This window comes from Roseibium sp. M-1 (assembly GCF_054515675.1).
Genome location: NZ_CM137257.1, coordinates 3,235,415 through 3,252,573 on the forward strand (window position 1 = coordinate 3,235,415; position 17,159 = coordinate 3,252,573).

16 protein-coding genes are annotated in these 17,159 nt (G+C 62.5%); 2 read left to right on the forward strand and 14 right to left on the reverse strand.

Annotated features, from left to right (window positions below):
- Positions 1 to 63: 63 nt before the first annotated feature.
- From ACX3M4_RS14600 to ACX3M4_RS14630, 7 genes are all read right to left on the reverse strand, one after another.
- Positions 64 to 1,092, reverse strand: a complete 1,029-nt coding sequence (locus ACX3M4_RS14600; protein ID WP_459359279.1) for a histone deacetylase family protein — start codon at positions 1,090 to 1,092, stop codon at positions 64 to 66.
- Between the two features lie 55 nt (positions 1,093 to 1,147).
- Positions 1,148 to 2,146, reverse strand: coding sequence for an aldose epimerase family protein (locus ACX3M4_RS14605; protein WP_459359280.1), 999 nt, complete (start codon positions 2,144 to 2,146; stop codon positions 1,148 to 1,150).
- 89 nt (positions 2,147 to 2,235) lie between these two features.
- Positions 2,236 to 3,735 carry a phosphomannomutase/phosphoglucomutase gene (locus ACX3M4_RS14610; protein ID WP_459359281.1) on the reverse strand — a complete coding sequence of 500 codons (1,500 nt, stop codon included), beginning with the start codon at positions 3,733 to 3,735 and terminating at the stop codon, positions 2,236 to 2,238.
- 63 nt (positions 3,736 to 3,798) lie between these two features.
- Entirely contained in the window at positions 3,799 to 4,311 is a 513-nt protein-coding gene (locus tag ACX3M4_RS14615; RefSeq protein ID WP_459359282.1) for a retropepsin-like aspartic protease family protein, read from the reverse strand.
- 82 nt (positions 4,312 to 4,393) lie between these two features.
- Positions 4,394 to 5,293 carry a ribokinase gene (locus tag ACX3M4_RS14620; protein WP_459359283.1) on the reverse strand — a complete coding sequence of 300 codons (900 nt, stop codon included), beginning with the start codon at positions 5,291 to 5,293 and terminating at the stop codon, positions 4,394 to 4,396.
- A gap of 254 nt (positions 5,294 to 5,547) precedes the next feature.
- Positions 5,548 to 6,177, reverse strand: coding sequence for a uracil phosphoribosyltransferase (gene upp, locus ACX3M4_RS14625; RefSeq protein ID WP_459359284.1), 630 nt, complete (start codon positions 6,175 to 6,177; stop codon positions 5,548 to 5,550).
- A 63-nt stretch (positions 6,178 to 6,240) separates the two neighbouring features.
- Positions 6,241 to 7,482 carry a DUF1688 family protein gene (locus ACX3M4_RS14630; RefSeq protein WP_459359285.1) on the reverse strand — a complete coding sequence of 414 codons (1,242 nt, stop codon included), beginning with the start codon at positions 7,480 to 7,482 and terminating at the stop codon, positions 6,241 to 6,243.
- A gap of 158 nt (positions 7,483 to 7,640) precedes the next feature.
- Here ACX3M4_RS14630 and ACX3M4_RS14635 point away from each other — a divergent pair, with 158 nt between their 5' ends.
- Together ACX3M4_RS14635 and ACX3M4_RS14640 are read left to right on the forward strand one after the other, a co-directional pair.
- Positions 7,641 to 8,897, forward strand: a complete 1,257-nt coding sequence (locus tag ACX3M4_RS14635; protein ID WP_459359286.1) for an MFS transporter — start codon at positions 7,641 to 7,643, stop codon at positions 8,895 to 8,897.
- A 343-nt stretch (positions 8,898 to 9,240) separates the two neighbouring features.
- Positions 9,241 to 10,278, forward strand: a complete 1,038-nt coding sequence (locus ACX3M4_RS14640) for an acyltransferase family protein (RefSeq protein ID WP_459359287.1) — start codon at positions 9,241 to 9,243, stop codon at positions 10,276 to 10,278.
- Positions 10,279 to 10,432: 154 nt separating this feature from the next.
- On the opposite strand, the gene ACX3M4_RS14645 is transcribed toward ACX3M4_RS14640, so the two are convergent.
- The 7 genes from ACX3M4_RS14645 to ACX3M4_RS14675 all read right to left on the reverse strand — a co-directional run bounded on the left by ACX3M4_RS14645 (position 10,433) and on the right by ACX3M4_RS14675 (position 17,159).
- Positions 10,433 to 11,443, reverse strand: a complete 1,011-nt coding sequence (locus ACX3M4_RS14645; protein ID WP_459359288.1) for an adenosine deaminase — start codon at positions 11,441 to 11,443, stop codon at positions 10,433 to 10,435.
- Between the two features lie 109 nt (positions 11,444 to 11,552).
- Positions 11,553 to 12,773 carry a phosphopentomutase gene (locus ACX3M4_RS14650; protein WP_459359289.1) on the reverse strand — a complete coding sequence of 407 codons (1,221 nt, stop codon included), beginning with the start codon at positions 12,771 to 12,773 and terminating at the stop codon, positions 11,553 to 11,555.
- 79 nt (positions 12,774 to 12,852) lie between these two features.
- Positions 12,853 to 14,169 (reverse strand): thymidine phosphorylase, encoded by a 1,317-nt coding sequence (deoA, locus tag ACX3M4_RS14655; protein ID WP_459359290.1) that lies wholly within the window; start codon positions 14,167 to 14,169, stop codon positions 12,853 to 12,855.
- 23 nt (positions 14,170 to 14,192) lie between these two features.
- Positions 14,193 to 14,975 (reverse strand): deoxyribose-phosphate aldolase, encoded by a 783-nt coding sequence (gene deoC / locus ACX3M4_RS14660; protein WP_459359291.1) that lies wholly within the window; start codon positions 14,973 to 14,975, stop codon positions 14,193 to 14,195.
- Complete coding sequence (locus ACX3M4_RS14665; RefSeq protein ID WP_459359292.1) at positions 14,972 to 15,781, reverse strand: purine-nucleoside phosphorylase; 810 nt, start codon at positions 15,779 to 15,781, stop codon at positions 14,972 to 14,974. Before ACX3M4_RS14665 ends, deoC begins: the two co-directional genes overlap by 4 nt.
- 14 nt (positions 15,782 to 15,795) lie before the next feature.
- On the reverse strand, positions 15,796 to 16,194 hold the full coding sequence (locus ACX3M4_RS14670; protein ID WP_459359293.1) for a cytidine deaminase: 399 nt from the start codon (positions 16,192 to 16,194) through the stop codon (positions 15,796 to 15,798).
- The gene (locus ACX3M4_RS14675; protein WP_459359294.1) at positions 16,191 to 17,159 is read right to left on the reverse strand and encodes an ABC transporter permease; all 969 of its coding nucleotides are present in this window, start codon (positions 17,157 to 17,159) and stop codon (positions 16,191 to 16,193) included. The genes ACX3M4_RS14670 and ACX3M4_RS14675 overlap by 4 nt, the downstream gene beginning before the upstream one ends.

Consider the following 17,159-nt stretch of genomic DNA (forward strand, 5'->3'; position numbering starts at 1 on the left):
TCCTGAGGAGGCCGCCAGGCCGTCTCGAAGGATGGGCCGCATACTCTGCCCGGCCAATTCCGCCTAGCCCTCGAACCCTTCCAGCACGTTGACGCAGTTTGTACCGAGCGCATCGACCGCGTAGCCGCCTTCCATCAGGAAGATTGTCGGGACGCCGACCCGCTTCAGCCGCTGGCCGAGACGGGTGAAGTCCTCGCTCTTGAAGCGGAATCCGGATATCGGGTCATGCTCGTAGCAGTCCATGCCGAGCGAGACGATCATCGCCTCCGGCCTGTAGACCAGCAGCCAGCGGCAGGCTTCCTCCAGCGCAGGGCTGTAGCCTTCCCAGTCGGTGCCGAGCGGCAGCGGCCAGTTGCGGGTGAAGCCGGTTCCGGCATGTTCACCGGTCTCGTCGGCAAACCCCAGGAAATAGGGGTATTCGCTCCTGGGATCCGCGTGGATCGACAGGAACAGGATGTCCGGCCGGTCATAGAACAGCGCCTGGGTGCCGTTGCCGTGGTGATAGTCCACGTCGAGGATCGCTATCCGGTGCAGACCGTAGTCCCTGAGGTACTGGGCAGCGACCGCGGCATTGTTGAAGAAACAATAGCCGCCGAAGAAATCGTAGCCGGCGTGATGCCCCGGCGGCCGGCAGAGACCGAAGACCGACGTCTCGCCGTCAAGGATCATTTTGGCGGCGGTGAGCGCCGTGTCGGCAGAGGCTCGCGCCGCGCGGTAGGTGTGCTGGCCGAGCGGCGTTCCCGCATCCATGGAATACCGGCCGAGCAGCCCGTCGATATGGTCCACCTCCACATCCTGGCGCAGGCTGCGGATCGGCCAGACGAACGGAAAGGCCTCGCGGCTGCGGCCCGCCGCTGTCCATTTTTCCCAGAACCCCTCCAGAAAGGACACGTAGTCCGGGGCGTGGACCCGGTGCAGCGGGCGGACCGGAAATTCCTCGGGCGCAACGACCTCGCCGACCTGACGTTCCCGGACGGTCTTCAGCACGATTTCCGCACGACTGGGAATCTCGACGGCCGGCTTCAGCTCCCCATCCGAGATTTCCTGTGCCGGCGCGTGGGCGAGCTGGATGTCCGAAAAAACCGTCTTCACGAGATGCCCCCAAGTCCCCTTTGTGCCTTACACGACAAGACCAATGTACCTGAAATCAGGAAAAACGGAATTCCGTAACGTGACTATAAGTCTCTGAGGGCTGTAACAAAACCCGCGTGAACCCGTCGTGATGAACACTGTCGGGCCAACGCTGTGCTTCCAGGCAGAGACCGCCATGGGAACCGTAGCGCTTGCCGCCGAGACCGGGCACCGGAACCGCCATCATGGGTGCATCGAAGAGCTGCAGGCCCGGCTCGCTGGTCCACACTTCCATGCGCCGCTCACCTGCACCATCCTCCAGCGCGGCGGCAAATTCAACCGTCTCACGCGGCGCGTCGGCCAGGCAGAAATTGTGGTCGTAGACCACGGCCTCTTCCCCGGCCTTGCGGCGCAGCTTGCGGCCGTCGCGGAAGTCATAGGGCGTCCAGGCGACCTTGCGGATCTCGCCTGTCGGGATCAGGTCGTCATCGACCGGCAGGTAACTCTCGGCCGCGATTTCCAGCGTGTGGTCTAGAATGGTGTCGCTGCCGTCGAGGTTGAAATAGGCATGCTGGGTCAGATTGACCGGTGTGGTCTTGTCCGTGGTCGCCGTCATCTTGAGGCGCAGCCCCCCGGTGCCCGTCAGCGTATAGCGCGCCAGCACTTCCACCCGGCCCGGATAGCCCATGTCGCCATCCTCGGAGACCAGTTTCAGTAGCACGCTTGCCTTGTCTTGCTGTTCGACCTGCCAGACCCGGTGGCCGAAGCCGCCCGTACCACCGTGAAGGTGATGGCGGCCGCGTTCATTGATATCGAGGTGGTACTCTTTGCCGTCGATCGCCAGGTGTCCGCCGGCAATGCGGTTGGCGCACCGCCCGGCGATGATGCCGAAGGCGGGCGAATGATCGAGGTAGCTCTGAAGGTCGTCGAAGCCGAGCACGACACTTTCCCCGTCCACCTTCAGGTCGCGGATGATCGCGCCGAGGGTCAGGATCGAGGTTTCCAGGACGCCTTTTTTCAGCACGATTTCCTGAATGGCAGTTCCATCGGGAAGTGTGCCAAATTCCTGGATCATGAATGTCTCCGCAGAAAGGCCCGGGCGGGCGGAAGAGGGGAGCAGAAGCGGCGGAACTATCCGCCGCTTTTCAGAACAGCGTCAAGTATTCAGATCGTCTGATTGTAGGCACCGACTTCGCCGTTCTCGCGCAGGACACCGTCAACGGCCTTGAACATGGCGTGCAGGCGCTCCTCGGAGACCGGGCTTTCCACGACGACGACCAGTTCCGGCTTGTTGGAAGAAGCGCGGACAAGACCCCAGGTGCCGTCCTCGCTGACGACGCGCACGCCGTTGACGGTAATGAGATCGGTGATCGCCTGGCCGGCAACCGTCTCGCCCTTGGCCTTCATGTCCTGGAACCTCGCCACGACCCGGTCGACGACATCGTATTTGGTCTCGTCGGCGCATTTGGGCGACATGGTCGGCGAGCCCCAGGTCTTGGGCAATGCGCGGCGCAGGTCCGCCATGCTCTTGTCCGGATTGCGGTCGAGCATGTCGAGGATCGCGATCGCCGAGACGAGACCATCGTCATAGCCGCGCCCGATGGGCCGGTTGAAGAAATAGTGGCCGGACTTCTCGAAGCCGACGATGGCATCGAGATCGCGGACACGGCGCTTGATATAGGAGTGACCGGTCTTGAAATAGTCGGTCTTCGCGCCGTTGGCCGCAAGCACCGGATCGGTGTGGTAGAGCCCGGTCGATTTGACGTCGACGACAAACTGGCAGCCCGGATGCAGGGCGGAAATGTCGCGCGCCAGCATGACGCCGACCTTGTCGGCGAAGATCTCCTCGCCTTCGTTGTCGACGACACCGCAGCGGTCGCCGTCGCCATCGAACCCGAGGCCGACCTCCGCGCCGGTTTCCAGAACCTTGTCCCGCAGCGCATGAAGCATCTTCATGTCTTCCGGGTTGGGATTGTAGCGCGGGAAGGTGTGGTCGAGTTCCGCGTCGAGCGGGATTACCTCGGCGCCGAGGGCCTCCAGGATACGCGGGGCGAAGGCTCCCGCCGTGCCATTACCGCAGGCGGCAACCACCTTGATCGGCCGCTTCAACTTCGGCCGGTCCGTCAAATCCTTGAAATAGATTTCCGGAAAGCCCTCGACAAAACGGTAGCTGCCGCCCCCCTTCATGCTGAAAGCTGCCTCCAGAACGATCTCCTTCAACCGGCTCATTTCGTCCGGGCCAAAGGTCAGCGGCCGGTCGATGCCCATTTTCACGCCGGTCCAGCCATTGTCGTTGTGAGACGCGGTGATCATCGCGACCGCCGGCACATCAAGGGCGAACTGGGCAAAATAGGCCATCGGCGACAGGGCGAGGCCGATATCGTGCACATTGATGCCCGCGGCCATCAGGCCGTTGACGACCGCCATCTTGATGGTCGAGGAATAGCTGCGGAAATCGTGACCGACAACGATGTCCGGCCGCACGCCGCGCTCACGCATGAGCGTGCCTATGCCGAGCCCAAGCGCCTGCATCCCCATCAGGTTGATTTCGGCCTCGAACAGCCAGCGAGCGTCGTATTCCCGAAAACCCGTCGGCTTCACCATGGGCAGGGATTCGTATTCAAAGGTGTTCGGCGTCAAACTCGGGAGGGGTTTGGGAAACATAAATGCCTCTCAACGCATTGAGATGAAAATGGGCTGCGGGTACGGCCCTGCAGGATTACCGGGTCACTGCACCAGTACTAGCGTGCTGCCGCTGATGTCAAACCGTTGCAGCTGGTTCAGCGCGGACATGCCGAGCAGTGGTTCGGAGAGACTCTGGTCCTTCAGCACAAGCGCGTCCACATTGCGCAGCCGGATTGAACCGAGACGAAGATCATCGATGTCGGCCCTTGCCCCATAGACCGTGCCGTTGGCGGTCTGGATGGGATATTTGTAGTCTGCAGGTTTCAAAAAGATACCGATGTCCTCGGCGAGGGATTCCGGCAGCGCCGTTACCGTGGCGCCGGTATCGACCAGCATGTCGACGGACCGGCCGTTGAGATAGGCATCGGCAACGAAATGTCCCTGCCGGTTGCGGGCGACCCGATAGGTTCGTTTGCCCGTCTCCGCATCGGTTTCGCTGCGCGCAACCTCCAGCTCCGCACCGCCGTCGGAAAGTCCCCGTCCGCGCTCGACGATCAAGGGAACGAGAGGGCCGACAATCATCAGGGCAACTAAGACGACGATGAACCGAGACATGCCTGATCCGTGAAGAAGGTGGAGATCCCGGATAGCACAGTTTTCTTAGCGGGCTGTAAAACCGGCCGGAAAATCCGAAGCTTCAAGCAATTTGATCCGCCAGGCGGCTGATTTCCTCACGATGTGGCGCGCTGGACTGGGCGCCGGTGACCGTGCAGGCCAGGGCGCCCGCGGCCACGCCCTCCTTGACCGCCCGCTCGAACGAAACGGACCTGTCGAGCGCCGCCGCCAGCGCTCCGCAGAAGGCATCCCCGGCACCGGTGGTGTCGACGGCATCAATGCGGGGGGACGGAAAGCGGAACCGGGTCTTGTCCGAACGGGCGAGGACGCCGTCAGCGCCGAGCGTGACGACAATCGAGCGAAAGGAGGTTGCCAGCCGGTCCGCAAAGGATTCCGGATCGCCGGCAATTCCGAGACGGGCGCCGATGGCGGCGGCTTCGCTGACATTGACCACCACAGTTGACGCCACCTCGAAACACGTGCGCAGATCACCTTCGGGGACAGGCGCGGGATTCCAGAATACGAAGCCGTCGGCCTGCCGAGCCAGAATGGCGGCTTCGGTTCCCGTGGCATAGGGAACCTCGCCCTGGAGCATCAGCGTGTCGCCTGCCCCCAGACCACCTGCCAGCCAGCCAGCCTCGACCCGGGCATTGGTGCCGCTCGCAACGATGATCTGGTTCTCGCCGGCCGGGTCGATGCCGATAAAGGCAAGTCCCGTGGAGCCGCCAACCTTGCGTACGCCCGACAGATCAACACCGGCGTCGTGCAGGTTCTGCAGCGCCAGTTCCGCAAAGCCGTCCTGTCCGACAGCCCCGACCAGCTTTACATCGGCCCCGGCCCTTTTGGCGGCCAGCGCCTGATTGGCACCTTTGCCGCCGGGAAACGTCTGGTGATCGCGGCCGCTGACCGTTTCGCCGGCTGTCGGCAAGCGTGGCACCGCGACCACAAGATCCAGATTGATTGACCCAAAAACCGTGATCATGCCACCCTCCCCCAACTTGCTGAAAAGGGTAGAGCGAATTCGTCAAAAAGTCGCCAATCGGGATTTTCTTTTCGCCCTGCAACACCCAAGGACCTCATCCTGAGGAAGCGCGTCAGCGCTGTCTCGAAGGATCGGCCGCTTGTTCACGAGTGTGCGGCCCATCCTTCGAGACGGACCTATCGGTCCTCCTCAGGATGAGGTTTGAGTGTTCGCCGAGGACTCCAGAGGCTTCAGCGGGCTGCAGTTTGTTGAGATTACTTGGTGCCGTACATGCGGTCGCCGGCGTCGCCGAGGCCGGGAACGATATAGCCCTTCTCGTTCAGTTTCTCGTCGATGGAAGCCGTAAAGACCGGCACGTCCGGGTGGTTTCCGTTGAAGTTGGCGACACCTTCGGGAGCTGCCAGCAGGCAGAGGAAACGGATGTTGTTGGCACCGCGTTCCTTCAGCTTCTGCACGGCGGCTATCGCCGAGTTGGCGGTCGCCAGCATCGGATCGACGACGATCACCAGGCGCTCGTTCAGGTCTTCCGGCGCCTTGAAGTAGTATTCGACCGGCTGCAGCGTCGTCGGATCGCGATAAAGGCCGATATGGGCGACACGCGCGGAGGGCACCAGGTCGAGCATGCCTTCAAGAAGGCCGTTGCCGGCACGCAGCACGGAGGCGAAGACCAGCTTCTTGCCGGCAAGCGTCGGCGCCTGCATTTCGGCGAGCGGTGTCTCGATGGTCTGGTAGACGAGCGGCAGGTCGCGGGTGACCTCGTAGCACAGCAGCGTGGAGATTTCCCGCAGGAGCCGCCGGAAGCCCTGGGTGGACGTTCCCTTGTCGCGCATGATGCTGAGTTTGTGCTGAACCAGCGGATGGCTGATGACGGTGGCTCCGGACATGTCTGCCTCTCTTTCAATGGCCCGTCGTTCCGGGCTCGTTTTCAAATTTCCGATGTTCTGGACCTATGCCCCGAACGGCAACCAAAAAACAGACCCCGGGTTGACGAATTGCCCGAGTTTTTTCGCCTTTTCACCCTGGCGGCTCAGGACCAGGGCCCCCGCCCGGACCGTGCCCGCTTCCAGAATGCAGGTCAGCGGCAATTGCTCTGCCGGGACCTTCAACTCAGCCCGCAGCCGGTCGGCCAGACGGCCGGTCAGGGCCGATGCCGCAGCCCGGATCTCGATCATTCTGTCTCGTGCTTCAGGCTCGGCAAGAGCCGCGCCGGCGTCAAGGATTGTCAAGGCACCGCATTCCTGGAACAGCGCCGCGTGGACGACGTCGGCGGGAGGTAAAAGGGCTTCCAGGCCGGCGACCTCAAACCCGGCCCAAGCGAACGGCTCCAGAAGAGCGTAGACCATGTCCTGGGCCGCCAAATGGAACGGCACGATTTCGGCGCCCTCCCCATCCGGCAGACCGGAATGGGTGAAGCTGTCGCCGTAGCTCAGATCGCCTTCGGCGGCTCCGCCGTCCCAGACGGGTGCGAAGGTCTCCAGAAGGTGATCGAGCAGCTTGACCGCGTCGACTTTCCCGTCGCTCTCCCGCGCCATGCGCACGGCCAGCAAACCCGGGCGGGTGACATCGCCGTCGGAAAAGAGATCCGGCCTGAGGGCCAGCGCTTCGCCGAAGCGCTTCAGGTGCCGCTGCATGGCTGCGACAAGCGCGGCATCGCCCTCGCCGTGCCATTGCAGCCCTTCAGCAAGTTCCTTGCCGTCAAACTGGACAAGAGTTTCCGCGTCGACCCGGTAGGGGTCCGTCATTTCCGCTGAAAAGGATCCGGAGGCGAACATGTGAAAGGCGGCAAGCACCGAAGCCTGTCGCCCGGTCACCTCGCTGCCGGTCATCCGGTCTTCGAACACCCAGCCGTCCGGATGGCGCGTCGTCATGAAGACCCCGAGGATTGCCAGGTCAGCCGCCGCCTCCAGCATTTCCTCGGCGGTTTCGAAACCGCGCGCATTGGCGAGTGCGCCCCAGCGGTCGATGCCGCCGGTCTCCACATCGCGCCAGAAACCGTAGGGCGGGATCTGAAAATCCGGATAGTTTTCCCGGGCGGTTTCCAGGACGGTTGCCAGCGCCGTTTCCAGTTTTTCCGGAACCACGGCCACATGGGCAAGTTTTCCGGCTATTGCCAGCGCCAGCAGCCGCTCCGAGGTTTCCCGGACATGTTGCGGCTGGAACAGGGTCAACGAGGAGGAGGTGTCGCTCATGAAAAGCTGCCGGATCCGTGGTGTCGGGACTGAAAGGATTGGGTGAAAACAAACTGTCCCCGCCTATCCGTCCACCATAACCTTGTCAAATCGGTTCGTCATTGTTCATCATCCGCACATAGCCAACCAGATCTTTCAACCGTCCGCCTGGAAGTTTCATGTCAGCCGTCGTCTCAATCGCCGCTCTTCTCATAGGCTCCGGCCTTCTTCTGCTCGCCGGCGGCCTGCACGGCCTGCTGCTGCCGCTGGCCGGTCTCGCGAACGGTTTTTCCGACGCATCGCTCGGCCTGCTGGGCACGGGCTGGGCGGCCGGTTATGTCAGCGGCTGCCTGGCGGTTCCCGTCATAGTGAAGCGGGTGGGGCATGTCCGCACCTTCGGCGCCCTCGCTTCCCTGGCGGGCATCACCGTGCTGCTCAACCTCCTGTTCCAGGACGCCGTCGTCTGGATCGTCTTGAGGGCGATCACCGGGTTCTGCTTTTCCGGTGCCGCGATGATCGTGGAAAGCTGGCTCAACGAGCGTTCGACCAGCGAGAACCGGGGCAGGATCTTCGGCATCTACACCATGATCAACCTTGGCGCGACCACGGCCGGGCAGATGCTGCTGACGCTTGGCGACCCGAGCGGCTACGTCTTCTTCGTGGTTGGCTCGATCATCTATTCGCTGTCGCTGCTGCCGACGGCGCTGTCGACGGCAGCCTCGCCGCAGCCGCTCACCCAGGCAAAGCTCAATCCGAAGAAACTCTGGAACAACTCGCCGATCGCCGTCGTCGCCGTCTTCATGGTCGGCATATCCAACGGCACCTTCGGCACGCTTGGCGCAGTCTATGGCCGAAGGATCGGACTGGACGTGCCGGACATCGCCATCATGATGAGCCTTGCACTCCTGACCGGCGCGGCGGTGCAGATCCCTGTCGGCATGCTGTCCGACCGCCTCGACCGGCGTCTTGTGCTCGTCGGTCTTGCGCTGACCGCCATGGCCTTCGGGTCGAGCCTTTCGTTCTTCGGTGGTGTCGATCCGACACTCACCATCCTGCTCATCGCCGGTTTCGGCGGCGTGGTCTATTCCATGTATCCGGTCATCGTCGCCCATGCGAGCGACCACGCGGAACCGGGAGATTTCCTCAGGATCAGCGGCGGCCTTTTGCTCATCTTCGGTGCCGGCACCATGCTCGGACCGCTGCTGGCGTCCGTGCTGATGACCTACACCTATCCGGGCGCGCTCTTCCAGGTAACGGCTGCCGCGCATCTCTCCATGATGCTCTTCGCCCTCTGGCGCATGCGGGTGCGTGCCGCGGTCGCGCCGGAAGCAAAGTCCGGCTTCGTCATGGCCGTGGCGACGGCGCAGATCACCACGCCGGAGACTGTCAGCCTCGATCCGCGCACGGAAGTCGACGAGACGGGCGGGGATATCTAGAGCGTTTCACGATTAGCTTGAAGCAATCTGTTTGTCGTCCGGCGAGAGGACTGCGCGGAGGGTCGTGAAGCCCATAGCGGGGCTATGGGTGAGCGGCCCGACAAAGAAGGAGTCCGCCGGACGTGAACCCCGCGTTGTTTGCCGGAGGCAAACACGCAAATTTGAATCTGAAGATCATCCGCAGTGCGGATGATCGGGGGCCGTGCCGGCAAAGCGCACCGGACGTTACCGGCACAAGACTTCGCCGGAAGGAATGCGCAAGGCACCTGAGGATACCGAAGGCAACAGAATCTTAACTCCCATCGAGAAAATTGAAGCGTAATCAATTTTCTGGCGAGCTTCCGTGAAGTATAATCCCGCATTGGACGGCCTCCGGGCGCTCGCCGCGCTCAGCGTAGTTTCCTTTCACGCAAGGTTTAACGTTACCGCGGGCGGCTGGATTGGAGTCGACATCTTTATTGTCTTAAGCGGATACCTAATCACATCCATCATCCGCAAGGAGCTGATTGCAACCGGAACGCTGGATTTCAAGAGGTTCTATGTAAACCGGCTAACGCGCCTCATGCCTCCACTCGTTATTGTGATGGCATTTACGTATCTTCTATTCCTCGTACTCGCACCAGAGCTCGATCTGACGAAAGACGTGATCTTCAGTGTTTTGTATATTTCCGACTATGGCCATGCCATTTGGGGAATTCCGGAATATCTGAAACACACATGGTCTCTCGCGGTCGAGCAGCACTTCTATCTGATTGCGCCTGTGCTGCTTCTGTTTTCCAGACGGCTGAGTGACAGCGATCTCTTCAAGCTGCTGCTTTGCCTGTTTGTGGCTGCAACGCTGTGGCGCGCGCTGGACGTCGTTCTCTATCACGACTGGACCTTGACCTATTACAGGTTCGACACGCGCCTGAGCGGGCTCATTCTCGGAAGTGCACTAGCTGTCTGCCCATGGAAACCGTCGCAGAAATCAATAGAAACCGTATCCAAGATCGGCCTATACGGAACACTGTTCGTAATTGTGTTTCCCTCGTGGGACTTCCTTCCCTTCCTTGTGATCTTCCCTTTGCTGGCTGAAATGTTCACGTTCTCGCTGATATCGGCGTTGACGTCCGATCATGAGAACGTTTCGAAGAGCATTTTTTCCAACAGAGTTCTGGTCTATATCGGAACCATCTCCTATTCGATCTACCTTTGGCATTACGGCTTCGCGTTTTTCCTCCGGGACATGTTGCCCGCGCCCGTCGCCTTCGTCTGCATTGCGGGGATTTCGATCACCCTGGCAGCCGTCTGTCACAGGTTCATCGACGCCCCGGTCAAAAATGCCTGGCGCGGCAAGTTGAGCGACAGCGAAAACCGAAAGCCCGCCTTCAATGCAAGCTAGATCCGTGGACGCTCAACCGGAATCGATTGAGCGTTCAAACGCTGATCGATCTTAAAGTGGTAAGAGCAATTGCCACCCCTGCGGCACCTGTATCCGCGTTTCGGAACGTTTCACGGCGCCGCGGTTCCTGTGGAGGATGATGGTGGGCGAAAGCCTATGCGCCACCCACCGGTGTCTGCTTCGCGCTGTCCAGCCGGACAAGCAATCTCTTCCGGGTCGGCTCGTCGCAGAAGGCGGCCTCGATCGCCGTGCGGGTGACGTCCATCTGGTCCTCGAAGGTCCAGCGGAAGGTTTCCGCCACGGACGCATATTCCTTGCCGAGCGTGGTGCCGAAGAAGGGCGGATCGTCGGAGTTCAGCGTGATCTTTACGCCTTCCTTGCGCAGCATGTTGACCGGGTGGAACCGCAAGTGCGTGTAGACGCCGAGGGCGATGTTCGAGCCCGGACAGACTTCCAGCACGATCTCCTCGTCCACCAGCCGCCTGATCAGGTCCTTGTCCTCGATGGCGCGCACGCCGTGGCCGAGCCGCTTGACGCGCAGGAATTCCAGCGCGGCTACGACGCTGTCCGGGCCGCCGAATTCGCCCGCATGGGCCGTTGTCCCAAGACCGGCCTCGGCCGCCATACGGAAGGCCTTGGAGAAGTTCGCCGGATGGCCGGAGCGTTCGTCGCCGGCAAGGCCGAAGCCGGTGACCATCGGATGCGGATTGCCGATGACTTCCTTGATGACGCGTTCGACGGATGCGGAGCCGAAATGGCGCACGCCGATGGCGATCATGCGGCCTTCGATGGCCGTATCCGTCTTGGCGCGTTCGATGCCTGCAGCCAGGCCCTCGACATAGGAACGGTAGGAGAGACCCGCCGCCTGGGCGTGGTCCGGCGAGATGAAAATCTCGCCATAGATGGCCCCTTCCGCCGCCAGCATGCGGAAATAGGTCTCGGCGAGGAGCGCATAGTCGGCCGGGGTCCGGAAAACGGAACTGGCGACGTCATAGGCCTTCAGGAACGTGGTGAAGTCGGACCAGACATATTTGCCGTTGCCGTCGAGCACGCTCGAGACGTCCTCGCCGCGCTTTTCGGCCAGACGCTTGACCAGGGTCGGCGGCGCCGCCCCCTCGATATGGCAATGCAGTTCCGCCTTCGGAACCGTGATGGCCTCGCTCATGTCCCGCGGGTCCCCGTAATTTCCTGATACCGGCACCGTCCGCCCCGATGAACGAACGCGCCAGCGACTATTGTGCCCGATTCACTGCTTTGTCGATATCGGCTGCCTGTCAAAGAAAGCTGGTGCCGTTCGGACCCTCTTCGATGCCGAGATGATCGGCGATGCTTTCGCCGATATCGGCGTATGTCTTGAGGCCGCCGACGCTCCTGCCGGCAATGCCGGGGCCTGTCGCGATCATCGGCACGTGCTCGCGGGTATGGTCGGTGCCGCGCCAGGTCGGATCGCAGCCGTGATCGGCGGTGAGGATCAGGAGATCGCCTTCCTTCATGCGGCCGACCATCTCCGGCAGGCGCCGGTCAAAATGCTCCAGCGCCGCGGCATAGCCGGGCACATCACGGCGGTGGCCGTAAAGGGAATCGAAGTCGATGAAGTTGGCGAAGATCATGTCGCCATCCTGTGCCTGGTCCATCGCCTCCAGCGTCTTGTCGAAGAGCTGGTCGTTGCCGGCGCCTTTCAGGACCTTCGACACACCCTGATGGGCAAAGATGTCGGATATCTTGCCGATGCCGTAGACGGTGCGGCCTGCTGCCGTCAGGCGGTCGAGCAGGGTCGGCTCCGGTGGCAGCACGGAATAGTCGCGCCGGTTGGCGGTGCGCTCGAACGTCTCCGCGCTCTCGCCGGTAAAGGGCCGGGCAATGACGCGGCCGATATTGTAAGGGTCGGCAAATTCGCGCGCGATTTCGCAAAGCTCGTAAAGCTTTTCCAGGCCGTAATGCTCTTCATGCGCGGCGATCTGGATCACCGAGTCAGCAGATGTATAGAAGATCGGCTTGCCGGTCTTCACATGCTCCTCGCCGAGCTCGGCGATGATTTCCGTACCGGATGCGTGCTTGTTGGCGAGGATACCGGTTAGGCCAGCCTTCCTGGAGATTTTCGCAATCAGGTCTTCCGGGAAGGTGGGGATCTTTTCCGGGAAATAACCCCAGTCGAAGCGCACCGGCACACCGGCAATCTCCCAGTGGCCGGACGGGGTGTCCTTGCCATTGGAGACTTCCGCCGCATAGCCCCAGAGCCCTTCCGGTTCACCGGAAAACTCAAGCCCCGGCACAGGTTTTCCGGTGGACAGGCGCCCGGCAGCCCCAAGGCCAAGACGGTCCATGTTGGGAACGGCCAAGGGGCCGGACCGCAGGCCGTCCCTGTCGCCTTCGCCTGCGGCGCAGCGGGCCGCGATATGGCCCAGGGTGTCAGACCCGGCATCGCCGAACTCGGCCGCATCCGCGGCGCCGCCAATGCCGAAACTGTCCAGAACGCACAGGATTGCACGAGGCATGGGCATCTCCTCAGATTATCATTGCCGGCCCAGGCGGCCGGAGGGCGCCGGGCAACCATTCGCCCGGCGCGTCTTTCTGTCAGGGAGCAATACGCTCGACGACGCTCGGCCGGTCGATGACATCCGCCGCCGCGCCGATGGTGTAGGCCTTGCGGACGGCGATTGCCGCTTCCTCGGCATCGGCTTCGGACTTCGCGTGGACGATCGCCAGCGGCGCGTCCGCATCCACCGTGTTGCCGACACCGGCCAGACTGGTGAGACCGACGGAGGGATCGATAACGTCGGCCGCAGCACGGCGGCCACCACCGAGGGCGACGACGGCGACACCGACTGCACGGGCATCGATGCCGGTGACGACACCGTCCCGCTCCGCATAAACCGGCGCTTCCACCGGCGCTTTCGCCAGATAGACTTCCGCCTTTTCCATGAAGTCGGCCGGACCGCCGAGGGCGTGGACCATCTGGGCGAATTTCTCCGCCGCCTTGCCGCTCTGGAAGGCCTCCCGCATCATCTCGCAACCGGCTTCAGCGGTGGCCGCGATGCCGCCAGATGCCAGAAGTTCGCCCCCCTGGGCCACAGTCACATCCCACAGTCGGTTGTCGATGGCAGTGCCTTTGAGGAAATCGACGGCGTTTTGCATCTCGACAGCATTGCCGGCGGCCGAGGCCAGCGGCTCGTTCATGTCGGTCAGGAGAGCCGTCGTCTTGAGGCCGGCACCGTTGGCGACCAGCACCAGGCTCTCGGCCAGGGCCCTGGCTTCGTCCAGCGAGGCCATGAAAGCACCTGTGCCCCATTTGACATCCAGCACCAGGCCCTGAAGGCCGGCCGCCAGTTTCTTCGACAGGATCGAGGCGGTGATGAGGTCTATGCTTTCCACGGTCCCCGTCACGTCGCGGATGGCATAGAAGCGCTTGTCGGCCGGGGCGAGGTTGCCGGTCTGGCCGATGATGGCGCAGCCGATCTCCTTGACCACCTTCTTGAAGAGGGCATTGTCCGGCTGGGTCTTGTAGCCCGGGATGCTGTCGAACTTGTCCAGCGTGCCGCCGGTATGGCCGAGGCCGCGGCCGGAGATCATCGGCACGGCAGCGCCGCAGGCCGCGAGCGCCGGGGCCAGCATGAGCGAGACGTTGTCGCCGACACCGCCGGTGGAGTGCTTGTCGAGGATCGGTGCGTCGATGCCGGACCAGTCCATCACGTCGCCGCTGTCGCGCATGGCGAGCGTCAGCGCGACACGTTCGTCAACGGTCAGGCCCTTGAAGAAGATCGCCATGGCGAGCGCGGAAACCTGGCCTTCGGTGACAGAACCGTCGGCGAGCCCCTTGACGAAGAATTGGATCTCCGCCGCGTCCAGCGTTCCGCCGTCGCGTTTCTTCCGGATGAGTTCTTGCGGCAGCATTTTTTGTCCTTCTTGAAGCCGTCTCAATAACCGTGATGCGAATGGTCGACGATTTCCTGGCCTTCGATCACGGAGATCAGGGCATCGAGCAGACCGCTGGCGCCGAAGCGGAACGTGTGCGCCGAGACCCAGTTCTGGCCCAGGATCTTGTCGGCAAGCGCCAGGTAGGCAGCCGCGTCCTCAGCAGTCTTGATGCCGCCGGCCGGCTTGAAGCCGATGACACGCTCGGCATTGTCCCGCCGGGCTTCCTCGATGGCGGTCAGCATGATTTCGGCAGCCTGCAGGGTCGCGTTGACGGGAACCTTGCCGGTCGAGGTCTTGATGAAATCCGCCCCGGCAGCGATTGCGAGATTGGAGGCGGCATGGATCAGGAGCGGGTCCTTGATCTCGCCGGTTTCCAGGATGACCTTCAGGATCGCCGGTTCCGGGATCGCTGCCTTGACGCGGATGATCTGTTCCTCGGCGAAGCCCTTGCGGCCTTCACAGAAGGCCCGGTAGGGCATCACCAGGTCGATCTCGTCGGCTCCGTCCGCCAGTGCCTGCATCGTCTCGGCGACAACGGCCCCGGTGTCCTCACCGCCGGACGGGAAATTGACCACGGTCGCCACCTTGACGCCCGTGCCCTTCAGTTCCTGCGCCGCCTGGGCAACGAAACGCGGCCAGACACAGACCGCGGCAACGGAACCGTGGGAGGTAACGGTGCGGCCGGTCAGCTTGGTGATGTCCGCAGCCGTGCAATCGTCGTTGAGATTGGTCAGGTCGACCAGTCCAAGGGCACGTATGGCAATTTCGATCATGTCGCTCATTCGCCGATCTCCTTCACAAAGGCCCGCACCAGCTCCTTCATGCGCTCTATGCCCAGAAGGGCGACGGACTTGGTTTCGTCGTGAGACAGGCCATGAGCCTGCATGCCCGCGCCGTAGTTGGTTATGATCGACATGGCCGCGACGCGCATTCCGAGGAACCGTGCCATGATGACCTCCGGAACCGTCGACATGCCGACCGCATCCGCGCCCAGGAGTTTTGCCATGCGGATTTCCGCCGGCGTTTCGAAAGACGGGCCGGAGAACCACATATAGACGCCTTCGGCAACCGGATCGCCGGTTTCAGCTGCGACCTTCTTCATGGCTGCGCGCAGGTCCGGATCATAGGCCGCGCTCATGTCGAGAAAGCGGCGCTCGTCTTCCTCGCCGATCAAGGGGTTCTTGCCGGACCAGTTGATGTGATCGGAAATCAGCATCGGCGAGCCCGGCGCCACTTCCTCGCGCAGGGAGCCTGCGGCATTGGTCGCCAGCAGGATTTCGCAGCCGAGCTCCTTCAGCGTTTCCACAGGGGTGCGCATGACGGTCGGATCGCCGCCTTCATAATAGTGCGCCCGGCCCGAGAGGATCACCACCGGCACACCGGCCAGCGTGCCGGCCACCAGCTCGCTGGAATGGGAGGTCACGGTGGAGACCGGAAACTCGGTCAGGTGGGAATAGGGAATGCGCACGGCATCCTCAACCTCCTCGGCGAGTGCGCCGAGGCCGGAGCCGAGGATCATGCCAATCTTGTACGAGCCCTCACGGGCAGCGCGGACGATATCCGCGCATTCACGGCCGAAACCACTCATGTGGGTCAGTCCTCTTATTTTGTTCTGTATTCCAGTTCGAAGGCAGCCGGCAGCAGCTCATCCATGGTGAAGCTGCGCCGGATGCCGTTGAGATCCGCGACATGGACGACAAGATCGTCCGTGCCGAATTCCTTCAGCCGCTGGCGGCAGATGCCGCAGGGCGTACACAGCGACGCATCGCCGATGACCACCGCCTCTGCGATTTCGCGGTAGCCGGCGGCGATCATGGCGCTGACCGCCCCGCCTTCGGCACAAACGCTCACCGGATAGGAGGCGTTCTCGACATTGCAGCCGGTAAAGACGGTGCCATCCGGCGTGCGGAAGGCCGCCCCGACCAGAAAGTTGGAATAGGGGGCGTAGGCCTTTTCGCGGACCGCCTTGGCGGCTTGAAACAGGGCGTCCAGATCGCTCATGAGCGCTCCTTGAGATAGGGAATGCCGGAGGCCTTGGGCGGGATCGCCTTGCCGATGAAGCCGGCGAGCAGGATCACGGTCAGCACATAGGGCATCGCCTGGAAGACCTGCAGCGGCACTTCACCGATAACGGGGAAGGAAACACCCTGCAGTCGCGTGCCGGCGGCATCGAGGAAGCCGAAAAGCAGGCAGGCGAACATGGCGTTGAGCGGTTTCCACTTGGCGAAAATGAGCGCAGCGAGCGCCATGAAGCCCTGGCCTGCGGTCATGTTGACACCGAAGCCCGATCCCGCGGCAATGGAGAGATAGGACCCGGCAATGCCGCAAAGCACCCCGCAGGCGATAACGGCGCGGTAGCGCAGCCAGGTGACGGAGATACCTGCCGTATCGACCGCGGCCGGGTTTTCGCCGACGGCCCGCAGCCTGAGGCCGAAGCGGCTGCGGAAGAGCACCCACCAGGTCAGCGGAACGGCAAGAAACGCGACATAGACCAGGATCTTGTGACCGGAGAGAAGCTCCGAATAGATGGGGCCAAGGAAAGGCACGCTGCGCAGCTGGTCCGCGAAGGGCCAGACGATTTCCGAAAACCGGCCACCTTCGGGCAGTGCCGGCGTGCGGCCGCCTTCCCGGAACCAGGTCTGCCCCAGAAGCGCCGTCAGGCCCGCCGCCAGAAAGTTGATGGCAACGCCCGAGACGATCTGGTTGCCGCGGTTGGTGATCGAGGCAAAGCCGTGCAGCAAGCCGAGAGCGACGGAAACGCCGATACCGGCAAGCAGGCCCAGCCAGGCATTGGCGGTGAGGTAAGCCACCGCACCGGCGCCGAAGGCGGCGCCCAGCATCTTGCCTTCCAGGCCGATATCGACGACGCCGGAGCGTTCGGAATAAAGACCGGCAAGGCAGGCCAGCAGCAGCGGGGTGGACACGCGCAAGGTGGAGTCCAGGATCAGGATGATGGTCTCGAACAT